Source organism: Neobacillus sp. BF23-41, from assembly GCF_041106275.1.
The window spans coordinates 33,421-45,264 of sequence record NZ_JBGBPR010000012.1; the positions used below are offsets into that span (position 1 = coordinate 33,421).

Genomic DNA, 11,844 nt, shown 5'->3' on the forward strand with positions numbered 1-11,844 from the left:
TATTAAAGTAAACTATAGTTCTTGATTCAATACCATGAACCTAATTTTAATATTTACTTAGCAGAAAAACTAAAAAGCTTTTCTAATTTACGTACAATTTCATCTTTATCCGCCTCAACAACTTCTAGATGCTGCGGTTTATTAAACAGTTGACTTATTTGTTCAGGGAATGTCTGCTTAATATCACAACGTTCAATGGATTCATTAAATTTTGCTGGGTGAGCTGTTGCAAGTGTGACACAAATCTCACTAGGCTTATTACAACTTTCGTATGCAGCGACCCCACAAGCCGTGTGTGGATCTAATAAATAACTAGTTTCAGCATGGTACTTCGTAATTGTTTGTAAGCATTCTTCCCCTTCAACTCCATGTGCTGCAAAATCCTCTTTTACCTTTCGGAGCAGTTCCTCGTTCACAACAATTTTTCCTTCTGACTTGAATTTCTCCATTAAGGCAGATACGTCGTTTGGATTTTCACCAAGCAAGTAGTACAAATAACGCTCAAAATTGCTAGCTACTTGAATATCCATAGAAGGGCTATACGTACTGCGGAACTCACCAGGCATGTACACCCCATCAGAGATAAAATCTTCTAAAATGTTATTCTCGTTGGTCGCAACGATGAGTTTACCAACCGGCAGTCCCATTTTCTTTGCAAGATAACCAGCAAAAATATCTCCAAAATTTCCAGTCGGCACACTGAAGTTAACGCTCTGTGAACCTGTCTCTTTTGTTACTTGGAAATACGCATAGAAATAATAAACTGTTTGAGCCATTATACGAACAAAGTTAATGGAATTGATCGCACGCATATGGTATTTGTTTTTAAAATCCACATCTGCGAACAATTCTTTGATGATTCTTTGACCATCATCAAACGTCCCTTTGATGGCTAAATTCAAAACACTTTTATCATCAACAGTTGTCATTTGTAATTCTTGTACCTTACTTACTTTGCCATGTGGGTGCAAAATGCAAATGCGAATGCCTTCTTTTCCTCTGACACCCTCAATCGCTGAGGCACCCGTATCCCCTGAAGTAGCGCCGAGAATATGAATTGATTCACCTGTTTTCTTTGATACATAGGAATATAAATTCCCTAAGAATTGCAGAGCAATATCTTTAAAAGCAAAGGTCGGACCATGGAACAGTTCTAGCACATACATGTTATCCTTCAGCTTTTGAACAGGCGTTACTTCTGGGTGGCGAAAGGTTGCATAGCTTTTCTCGATTAAAGCCTTTAGCTCATTGTCTGGAATTTCACCATCAACATAATAGGAAAAGATTTCGTATGCTAGTTCCTGATAAGTTAACTGGGACATTGCTTCTAACTTATCTGCAGGAATTTGTGGGATTTTCTCAGGGACTAAAAGTCCCCCATCATTAGCTAATCCCATTAAGACTGTATCAATAAAACCAATTTTATTTACATTTCCGCGTGTACTAACAAAGTTCATAGCATCCTCCAAGGTTATATTAAAAGTTTTTACTATCCGATAAAATTTGCTAACGAGAGTTTCCTATATTATTTTCGTGAAGCTATAATATATAAAATTCATTTTAATACATAATTTAGCGAATAGTCTATAAATTGTCGTTTTAGAAAGCATATTTTTTCTCATTTATTCTAAATCAGGCACCATCCTCATGGGAGGAAGATGCCCGGGGCAAGAAGAATATGTAAGTACTTTCCTTTTTAACCTCTCCTAAGTGGAGATTCAGGATTCCTCTCCATAAACTTGATTCAATTTCCATCGGGGGTTATTTTACTTCTCTATAAAGGTTGATTTCTGTACTTTCTCGAAGTTTTCTAAGCTCTGGAACAATTTTCATAACATGTTCACTTTTATTATGTTGATTTAAAGCCTCTTCATCCACCCATTCTTCGAGCATAGTAAGGATGGTCGGATCATTGATATCTTGATGAAGTGTGTAGGTTATACAGCCTTTTTCTTTTCTGGTTTCTGACACAACTTCTCTTGCCAAAATAAAATATTCTTCTACCTTTACACCTGGTTTAAGTTTTGCTTTACATACAACTTTAATCATTTTATTAACTCCTTCTCTTTTTTATTATTGCCTTATTACGGAACATAGCTCAACTTTATAATAACATGATTTTCGATATAGCTTTACACTGTGCACTCTAAGATTACATATTCAAAAGCTTGATCTATACAAATTCCAGAAGCATCACAAATAATAGGTCAGCCGCAACTTATACGAATAATGCTAGTAAATTATCTCATGGTCAATCTCTTGTTTTTTTGTTAATATTATTTTATTAAACATGTTGTACGCACAAGTAAATAAACTTGCTTCCAAGTTGAAAGTGGTGTAATCCAATTGGCTCAACAAACTAAATATAATATGGTAAAAGAAAAGATAACAGAATGGATAACTAGCGGTCAGGTAAAACCTGGGGATAAGATTTATTCTGAAAATGAACTTGTCAAAATGTTTGGTGTAAGCAGACATACGATTCGTCAAGCTATCGGGGATTTGGTTCATGAGGGATGGCTATACAGAGAACAAGGTGCTGGTACCTTTTGTTCCAATAAGTTGTGGAATGAAAAGCCTCAAATCCAGCATCAATCGAGTAATGGAAAGAATATCGGAGTTATAACCACCTACATTTCTGACTATATTTTCCCTTCCATTATCAAAGGCATTGAATCATATCTAACAGCTGAGGGATATTCTTTAACCTTTGCTTGTACGGATAATGATGTTGAGAAAGAAAAACAATGTTTACAAACGATGTTAAGCAGGAACATTGACGGTCTTATTGTTGAGCCTACTAAAAGCAGCAATTACAATCCTAACATTCATTACTATCTGGAATTAGAACAGAACCATATCCCATACTTAATGATTAACCAATTCTATCCCCAGCTTATGCCTCCTCATATCGTTGTGAATGATGAACACGGCGGATTTGCGGCTACTGAACATTTAATTAAATTAGGACATGAAAAGATAGTTGGACTTTTTAAAACGGATGACCTCCAAGGGGTAAATCGTATGCAGGGCTTTATCCGCGCTTTCAGAGAGCATGGCATCACATTTTTCCCGGAGATGGTGATTACCTTTACCACCGAAGAAAAAGATAGCAGATTATTAGAACGATTAGAAAAATTTTTCAATGCAGATTCAATCCCTTCAGGAATTGTTTGTTACAATGACCAACTGGCCTTACAAATATTAAATATGTTAAGAGATCTTGGATTAAGTATTCCTGATGATGTTTCGATTGTTGGCTACGATGACTCCTTTTTAGCAGAGGCATCAGATGTAAAACTAACATCAGTAACCCATCCAAAAATGCAAATGGGGATTGATGCTGCAAAATGGATTGTTGCTGCTGTCGAAAAGAAGGATAACATTCCTCCATCCATCGTATACGAGCCAGAACTTGTGATTAGAAGTTCAACCACTACATTGAAAAAATAACAAGTGTAGAAATTATTTTAAAGGTAACACGAAGACGCTTTCGTAATGTATTTTCCAACACATTATGAAAGCGTCCTTTATTTATTTTAAGAGATATATTAATTCCGGAATTTTCTGAAATATCACGAGATACTTTTACCGGTGAGTTTCTTTAAGTAAGAAGGATAACAAGAAGAAAACAACGGCTGTCCACATCCCTATCCCCATGATCCCTAAGATGGCTCCATATTGGCCAGTACTATATTTTGAAACATTTAAAAAAGGTTGCTAATGTTAGCAACCTCTTTAACAACCTATAACATGCAGGGTTTCTGTGATTAATGGATCACGGGATTACACCCCAGTTCAATTACCTCTTAATCTTCGATAAAGTTCAATGAATTCTTCTGCCACAATCCCAAATTTAGTAGGACTATCTAATAGGCGCAAAGCCTTTTATTTCTTCAAGAATTTGGGTCTAAGTACTTTGTATTTATCTACCAACCTATGAAAATGCAGATGTTATATTTATAAAAATCGTTTTTTTCGATTGCGCAAGAACGCTGGTATATTCAGAGATTCTTCTGATTGTTCTGAGTGTCTTTCATAATCTTGAACTGGTTCGCCTCGGTTTATTGGTTCACGCTGTTTACGTTGTTCCCTTTGATATGGATTAGACATTTCTTCCATTAATGGCTGGGAAAGCGGTTGTGCTAATATCTCCTCTTGCTCAGTGAATCCAGTGGCAATAACAGTTACGATAATTTCTTCTTCTAAGTTTTCGTTAATGACCGAACCAAAAATCATATTTAATTCCTCATGAGAAGCAGAAGCAACTATATCGGCTGCCTCCTGTACTTCAAAAAGACTTAAATTAATTCCACCAGTTATGTTCATGATCACACCATGAGCTCCATTGATGGAAGTTTCAAGTAAGGGACTATTTAAGGCTTTCTGCGCAGCCTCAACAGCACGATCTTTACCTTTTGCAATACCAATTCCCATTAAGGCAGTTCCCTTATGGGACATGACCGTTTTCACGTCAGCAAAATCAAGGTTGATTAAACCTGGCACAGCAATTAAATCGGAAATCCCTTGAACACCCTGGCGTAGTACATTATCCGCTTCACGGAAAGCTTCAATCATGGGTGTTTTTTTATCTACAATCTCTAATAATCGATCGTTGGGAATAATAATTAAGGTATCTACTGCTTCCCTCATTTCGTTAATTCCACTTTCTGCGTTAGATGCACGCTTTTTGCCTTCAAACTTAAACGGACGTGTTACAACACCAATAGTCAGTGCACCAAGATTGCGAGCAATTTCTGCTATGGCTGGCGCTGCCCCTGTGCCTGTACCACCGCCCATACCGGCTGTAACGAAAACCATGTCTGCGCCTGCTAACACTTCTTTTATTTGCTGTTTGCTTTCTTCCACAGCTCTTCTACCTATTTCCGGGTTTGCCCCTGCTCCCAAACCTCTTGTCAATGCAGTACCGATTTGCATCGTGACCGCTGCTTTTGATTGATTAAGAGCTTGTGCATCTGTATTAACGGCAATAAATTCTACACCCTCAACTCCTTCGTCGATCATTCGATTCACGGCGTTGTTTCCTCCGCCCCCAACACCGATAACTTTTATCTTGGCGAGTTGGTCCATATTTGTATCAAATTCTAACATTTTCATTCCTCCGCTATAGTAGATTAGGTGACAGGAAATTTTACTATTGCTTTCTAATTATTTCAGAGCAAAACCTTAATCCTTATAAAATCCTGAAGGAAAAAGATATTGGACAGGTTAGGTTCTTCCCCTCTAATTAAAGTTGCTTGTATGACCTCTTATGATAATAAAGGTATTTATTATGAACTAGTTTTTAGTCTACTGAACCTAAATTTTCTTGTCCAGTTAAGATTAACCTATTTATAAGTTAAATAAATGGGAAAAAACCACCCTTAAATTAGACAAGGATGGGGAATTTTTCTTATTTATTTTTGCTTTTAATCAAAATAAGGAAACCAGTGTTCATTCACATTGGTTTCCACTTTAATTCATGCCTTTAATCGATTATTAAAATGAACAAGCCGGTCTAACTCTGCAACCATTCTACGACAATTAATATAATCCTTTTTACGGCGTTTTTCGACTCTCATTCTCACTGTATGATGTCTTCTGTAATCTTCATAACCTACACCATGTGAACTATACATCGCTTTTTCCATTTCGCTCGTATAACTTAATTGTAAATGATTGATAACAAATCATTCCTTTCAGTTCTTTTCCCCTGGGCGAATTGTTCTTTTACGTAGGTTTCATCTTATCATTGAATTCTAAGTCACACAAAGTCAAAAAAACGGTGTATTTTGCTGTATACAGGAATGTCATTCAAACTCGAGAATATAGCACTGACATCCTTACTTTTTTAGCCATATCCTTCCATATAGTGCACAACCTAAAAAAATTCCAAAAAAAAAGGATCTGACAGGATTTATAAAATATACTCAATAATAGGCTGTAAATTGTCGTTTTAGAAAGCAGAATTTTATCATTTACATGTTTCGATAGTAGATTTACTCATAATTTAGGAGGATCCATCGCATTTCATAAGAAAGTGACGATGAAAACTCTTTCTAATCATACAGGAATGTGAAGAACGATATTGAATTATACACCTACAAGGAAAATAATCTTGTAACAAATCGGAAAGGTTGTGAGTTTATGAGACTTTCGAATGTGCAGCCTAAGAAAAACTTCAGTTATATCTTCGTTCAATTTCCAGGGATGAAAATGAATGTCCCTATGCTTTCTGACGAAGAAGGAACGGTGATGAAAGAAGATGTTGCTTTATGTGTCCAATTAAACAGTAAAGAGAAGGTAAATCAATTATTCTTTGTACGCACCCAGAGTATAAAACCTTTTGATTTTACAGATGAAGGAATTGGAGCAAAAGCATATTATCGAGTCATTAAGCAAAAAGAAAACTCTCAAGACTCACACACGAAAGAACCCGAAGAATTCGTCACGTTTATCACAGATGAAGTAAACATTTTACAAAAGAAAACTGAAACAGGATATAACTTCATCTTGGTCGTAAACAAACGAGAAATCGGAATAGTCGCTTCGATTGAAGAAGAAGTTTTCCAAACCGAGAAAGGACTATTAGTACTTAATGAGAAAGTGAAACAGAGTGTCACTGTTAACACAGATAGCAAGAAAAATATGAATGCCATCGTAAGGAGGAAGAAAAAGAGGATAATCATGGGAGGTAATGTCTTTCAGAATCATGTAGTTCTTGAGCCGATCCGAATTGCTTTGGAGGACGTTAAAAGAAAAGTTAAAGTATTTTCTCCTGCCGCATTAGATTTCATCGGTCCAGGTGATCAGAACCCATCCAATTTAATGTCGAGGAGGTGGTGATTAGGATTGTCCTTTCGGAAAAAACTTCATACTAGTAAAATCGAAACAAAAGGATTAAATGGATAATCCTTTTCGATAAATAAACTTTAGGAAAGGAATGAATTATTGGCTTAAGCCTAATAATTACTAAGGAAAACTAACGAATCCATTTTATATAAGGACTTAACCAACGAGTTAAGTCCTTTTTACTGTTCAGACAATTACATACTCAGACTTTTGATGCCGTGAAACATAGTACTTATAGTACTTTTTCCTCCAAACTTAAGTCATCTGCCTTTTTTCTTGAAAATAAATTGGCAAGAGCATCTGGCATGGCAATCATCGCCGGCAAAAAGACAGGAAGTAGTACAAAACAAAGCACTACGAGGCCTGTAATGACAGCAATCGCCAATTCAAACAAAAGAAGGATTCCGGAAGGCATTAGTGTAGCAAAAGTACCGCCAAGTATGATAACTGCGGATATGATTACCCCACCTGTCTGCCTGGAAGCCACCACGATTGCCTCTTTTGGCGACAATTGTGGATATTCCTTAAAGCGCATCATCAGGAATATACTATAGTCCACTCCCAAGGCAACAATGATAATGAATGAGAAAAATGGAACGAACGAAGATATTCCTTCAAATCCCAGTAAATCTATGAAAATATAATTTATCATGAACATGGCTGAATAGTATGCTCCAATAAGAGACCCAGTTATGAAAACCGGTATCCAGAAAGATCTTATCACAAAGAACAGCACAAGTAATACTCCAATAATTACTATAGCTGTTGTTTTATTCAGGTCCCGGCTCAATATATTATTCATATCATTTGTAGTGGCACTTGGTCCTGAGACACCAAACTTTGCCTGTGAAAGGACTGTGCCTTTAAGTCCATCAGAAACTGTTGAATTTATTTTATTAATCGTACTTAAAGCTTCTTTTGAATAAGGATCAGCTTTTAAAACAATAATCATCTTAGTAATTTTTCGATCATTGGACATAAACGCGTCTAATGATTTTTTGAAGTTCTTGTCCGTCAAGGCTTCCTTTGGAATAAAGAATGTTTTATTTGTTTTAAATTGCGTTAAGAAACCATTCGTTTGTCCTAATCCGTCAGAAATTTGCTCCAATCCGCCGTTAACATCGGACAGCTTTTGACCAAAAGTACTGAATCCATTAAGACCGTCTACAAGTTGCTGCTGACCTGATTTCATCTGCCCCAGCCCATCGGTTACACTATTCATATTTGTAACGATTGTGCCTATTCCTGAAGATGCTTTCCCAAGGCCGCTTTCGAGTTTTTTCAAACCATCGGTCATTTGGGAGAGACCACTGCTTATTCTTACAAGATTTTTATTGGCTGTACCAAAACCAGAAGTTACTCCATTATAATTTTCATTTAATGCTCTTATTCCTTCCGGTGTAATTTGGTTTAAAGATGAAGATAACTGATCTATTGTTTGCTTTAATGCTTGGTAATTAGCATCTTTCTCAGAATCTGAATAACTATTTCCTAGAGCAGCCACCATTAGTTGCATTTGAGAAATTGCACCTTTTACACCAAGAAGAGCCCTTGCCGCATCTTGGTAGTGAGTTCCCATCTCTTTGTAACCAGCCTGCATTTTCCCATAATTATCAGCTAATACTGCTACTCCATTACTCATCTTTGAGAGATTCGTTTCTATGGCCGCTATACCATTACTTATCGTTTGTGAATTACTTGCCCCATCATCGATACCAGCCTGGATTTGCTTTAATCCATTGGTTAAGGCAGCCACACCATCTTGAAGCTTTGCCGTACCATCCACCATTTGGCTAACCTTTGAAAAGTCTGCTGATCCAAGTTTTTCTTGAGCCAGCTTTAATCCATCATTTATTTGATCCACACCATTTTGAGTTTTTGAAATACCATCCGTAACGGACCCCATTTGACTATCGATGTAGAAATCTTCAATTTGCTTTCCCTGAGGTTGTGTTACCGAAGAAACCTGATCCACACCTTTAATACTCTTCAGTCTTTCGGTTAAGTTATCGATTACGACAAGAGATTCATTAGTATCCAGGGCTTCCATATGTTCAATAGCAACAGTAGCAGGCATGGCCTGGCCTTTACCAAAATGCTCCGCAATTAAATTAAAGCCTTTAGTGGAAGGATATTTATTTCCAAGTTCTCCAATGGTATCAAAGTTAAGCTTTTCCTCATGTAAATACACCATCGGTCCGATGATCAAAAGAATTAAGACCACTGGTAGAAGAGGATGCTTTGTTGCATAGGAGGATGTTTTACCCCAGAATTTGTTTTCCTTATGTCCACCAACATTTTTGGAAGGCCAGAAAAGTTTTTGACCTAATACTTTCATGATGAAAGGTGTTAGGGTCAAAATTTCCAGCAATAGAATCGTTACACCGATTACCACAACAACACCGGATTTATAAATAGGCGATTCAGCAAAAACGAGAGCAAGGAAAGCAATAAAAACAGTGAGAATACTATAAGCAATTGTTTTCCCTGCCGTTTTATAGGTATTTACGATGGATTCATCGATCGAGTGGCCTAGGGATAGCTCCTCCCTAAATCGATTAAAAAGTAGTATGTTGTAATCTGTACCTATCCCAAAGAGAATCAGGACTAGGAGCATTTGCGTAAGACTTGTAATCGGAAATCCTGCTTTATCAATTAATTGAGCTGCAATTCCCATGGAACAAAGATAGGAAAAGGCTACAGCCACTAAGGATATCAAAGGAGTAACTACAGACCTAAACGCAATGACAAGTACGACTAAAATAAAGATAACTGTCAATGCAGCACTTTTCTCTACTCCACCTTGAGATGCCTTCAGATAATCATTATTGATAAAGTCTTCACCACTTAGGTAGTATTCCACAGGTACTTGATTGAGTTTGCTATCCAGTTCTTTTTTTATATCATCTACTTCCCTTGATTTCTTATCAAGCTTAAAGCTGACCATAAGAGTGGTGCCATCCTTAGAAACTAAAGAGCTTTTGGCATCCGGCATACTAAAAGGATCAATCATATCTGTAATCCCTAGCACTGTGCTGCTATCGCTAATGTCCTTGACAGCATCACCGATTTTGTCCATTTCTTCATCTGAAATTTTATCTTTATCATAAAAAACGATAAGATCGTTGGTACCTTTAGCCGTATCGATCTTCTTTAGAATATTATCTGCGACCACTGAGGGGCTGTTACTATTTGCACCTTGCTGCCCTTGTTGTCTTAATATTGCATTGATGTCTGGCTGAATAACTGTAAGCACGATCGTCACGATTAGCCATAAAGAGAAAATAGCCCAACGGCCTTTTATAATCTTTCTCACCTTTTACCCTCCCAGATAATTTCGTTTAAAATATTTATTTTTCATACAACACATAAAAACAACTAGTTATTATTTAAACACTCCGTTGATTTAATGGCATGAAAAAAGTATATTAAATCTAATGGAAGGTAACAATAAGCAATTTGAAAACTTATGTTATTAAACGGACAAATCTTTTGTATTTTGTTCAATAAAATCCCTATTGAAATAGATTTGGTTTTTAAAGAGGAGGAGCATAATATGGTTGGCGTAAAAGGAAACCGGAGAACATTGTATAGTAAAAAAGTCATTATCGATGCTTTATTAATGCTGCTTCAAGAAAAAAACCTAAACAAAATTACGGTTACCGATATTTGCAAAGAAGCAGATATTAATCGTGGAACTTTTTATTCTTATTACAATGATCCGTTTGATTTAATGAGAAGTATCGAGGAAGAAATGATAGAGAAGTTGATGAGTACCATTAATATTTCTGGAGACGAATCTCTTCAAAATATGCTTAATGAAATATTTAATTTGATACTTGAAAATAAAGAGCATTGTAAAATTATTTTTAATGAAAAAACTAGCTCTCATGTGCTAAGCACCATTTTGAATTCTGCTTATGAAAAAAAAATCGAAGATATAAAAAAACAGTTTCCAAATGCTAATGAGACTCAATTAGAATATTATTTCACCTATATAACTGGAGGAACAATTGAAATCATACGAAAATGGATTAATGATGATATGAAAATTCCTACTGGAGAAGTTATACGTATCTTAGAAAGTTTGTATGAGACCTAGTCTCAATACTTTTTAAATGATTATAAGATTGAAAATGCAAAAACTTGAAACCATATTTTGAAGCTCAAAATACATAACTTATAATGACCGGCTTCATAAGTTCTTGAAATAATATCAAAAAACCGCACGAGTGATAAAATCCAGTGCGGTTAATTTATGATATTTTTGATGGAACTGTGTGAGAAACCCCTAATAAAATTTATCCTATCACTGGGACCAGTCCAATCTTTTACTTCACTAGTAATTCGACACCAATTTTAAATGAAGCCTCCGTTTTTTCAATAACTTCCTCAACCGATACTCCGTCCTGGGTTTCCACGAGAACCATTCCTTCCGGAGTGAAATCAAATACAGCCAAATCTGTTATTAAACGGTGGACCACTTCTTTTCCAGTAAGGGGAAGTGAACACTCTTTTTTGACCTTTGATTCTCCGTGCTTATTAACATGTTCCATAATAACCACAACACGTTTTGCACCGTTTACTAAGTCCATGGCTCCGCCCATTCCTTTGACCATCTTCCCTGGAATCATCCAATTAGCCAAATCTCCTGTTTCAGAAACTTCCATTCCCCCTAAGATAGCAAGGTCGATATGACCGCCACGAATCATTGCAAATGATTCTGCACTGTCGAAAAAAGAAGCACCAGGTACAGCAGTTACCGTTTCTTTTCCCGCATTTATTAGGTCGGGGTCTTCTGTACCTTCAACAGGATAAGGTCCAATGCCCAATAAGCCATTTTCTGATTGAAGCAAGACGTTGTATTCGCTTGGAATTTCATTGGCAATAAGGGTAGGGATCCCAATCCCTAAATTTACGTTCATTCCATCCTGAATTTCTTGAACCGCTCGTTTTACAATGGTTAACCGCGCATCCTTCAATCCACTCACT

At 36.5% G+C, this 11,844-nt stretch carries 9 protein-coding genes; 3 read left to right on the forward strand and 6 right to left on the reverse strand.

Going from position 1 to position 11,844, the window contains the following annotated elements:
- Nucleotides 1-53 precede the first annotated feature (53 nt).
- Together thrC and AB7942_RS18160 are read right to left on the reverse strand one after the other, a co-directional pair.
- Nucleotides 54-1,457 (reverse strand): threonine synthase, encoded by a 1,404-nt coding sequence (gene thrC, locus AB7942_RS18155; protein ID WP_369447963.1) that lies wholly within the window; start codon nt 1,455-1,457, stop codon nt 54-56.
- 304 nt (nt 1,458-1,761) lie between these two features.
- Nucleotides 1,762-2,049, reverse strand: a complete 288-nt coding sequence (locus tag AB7942_RS18160) for a putative quinol monooxygenase (protein WP_088086698.1) — start codon at nt 2,047-2,049, stop codon at nt 1,762-1,764.
- A gap of 297 nt (nt 2,050-2,346) precedes the next feature.
- Between AB7942_RS18160 and AB7942_RS18165 the strand changes: the two genes are divergently transcribed.
- The gene (locus AB7942_RS18165) at nt 2,347-3,453 is read left to right on the forward strand and encodes a GntR family transcriptional regulator (RefSeq protein ID WP_369447964.1); all 1,107 of its coding nucleotides are present in this window, start codon (nt 2,347-2,349) and stop codon (nt 3,451-3,453) included.
- 507 nt (nt 3,454-3,960) lie between these two features.
- On the opposite strand, the gene ftsZ is transcribed toward AB7942_RS18165, so the two are convergent.
- The gene (gene ftsZ, locus AB7942_RS18170; RefSeq protein ID WP_369447965.1) at nt 3,961-5,112 is read right to left on the reverse strand and encodes a cell division protein FtsZ; all 1,152 of its coding nucleotides are present in this window, start codon (nt 5,110-5,112) and stop codon (nt 3,961-3,963) included.
- Nucleotides 5,113-5,480: 368 nt separating this feature from the next.
- Nucleotides 5,481-5,651: a YuzK family famiily protein gene (locus AB7942_RS18175; RefSeq protein ID WP_369447966.1), complete on the reverse strand. Its 171-nt coding sequence runs from the start codon at nt 5,649-5,651 to the stop codon at nt 5,481-5,483.
- A gap of 496 nt (nt 5,652-6,147) precedes the next feature.
- Here AB7942_RS18175 and AB7942_RS18180 point away from each other — a divergent pair, with 496 nt between their 5' ends.
- Nucleotides 6,148-6,846 (forward strand): hypothetical protein, encoded by a 699-nt coding sequence (locus tag AB7942_RS18180; protein ID WP_369447967.1) that lies wholly within the window; start codon nt 6,148-6,150, stop codon nt 6,844-6,846.
- A gap of 238 nt (nt 6,847-7,084) precedes the next feature.
- Here AB7942_RS18180 and AB7942_RS18185 read toward each other — a convergent pair whose 3' ends face one another.
- Nucleotides 7,085-10,168: an MMPL family transporter gene (locus AB7942_RS18185; protein ID WP_369447968.1), complete on the reverse strand. Its 3,084-nt coding sequence runs from the start codon at nt 10,166-10,168 to the stop codon at nt 7,085-7,087.
- 240 nt (nt 10,169-10,408) lie between these two features.
- On the opposite strand from AB7942_RS18185, the gene AB7942_RS18190 reads away from it, so the two are divergent.
- On the forward strand, nt 10,409-10,954 hold the full coding sequence (locus AB7942_RS18190; protein ID WP_369447969.1) for a TetR/AcrR family transcriptional regulator: 546 nt from the start codon (nt 10,409-10,411) through the stop codon (nt 10,952-10,954).
- Nucleotides 10,955-11,183: 229 nt separating this feature from the next.
- On the opposite strand, the gene AB7942_RS18195 is transcribed toward AB7942_RS18190, so the two are convergent.
- The gene (locus AB7942_RS18195; RefSeq protein WP_369447970.1) at nt 11,184-11,834 is read right to left on the reverse strand and encodes a 3-oxoacid CoA-transferase subunit B; all 651 of its coding nucleotides are present in this window, start codon (nt 11,832-11,834) and stop codon (nt 11,184-11,186) included.
- Nucleotides 11,835-11,844 lie beyond the last annotated feature (10 nt).

What these genes read in the sequence shown, in the direction of transcription:
- thrC (WP_369447963.1), bottom strand. Translation starts at nt 1,457, where the DNA reads ATGAACTTTGTTAGTACACGCGGAAATGTAAATAAAATTGGTTTTATT.
- ftsZ (WP_369447965.1), bottom strand. Translation starts at nt 5,112, where the DNA reads ATGTTAGAATTTGATACAAATATGGACCAACTCGCCAAGATAAAAGTT.
- AB7942_RS18160 (WP_088086698.1), bottom strand. Translation starts at nt 2,049, where the DNA reads ATGATTAAAGTTGTATGTAAAGCAAAACTTAAACCAGGTGTAAAGGTA.
- AB7942_RS18175 (WP_369447966.1), bottom strand. Translation starts at nt 5,651, where the DNA reads ATGGAAAAAGCGATGTATAGTTCACATGGTGTAGGTTATGAAGATTAC.
- AB7942_RS18180 (WP_369447967.1), top strand. Translation starts at nt 6,148, where the DNA reads ATGAGACTTTCGAATGTGCAGCCTAAGAAAAACTTCAGTTATATCTTC.
- AB7942_RS18190 (WP_369447969.1), top strand. Translation starts at nt 10,409, where the DNA reads ATGGTTGGCGTAAAAGGAAACCGGAGAACATTGTATAGTAAAAAAGTC.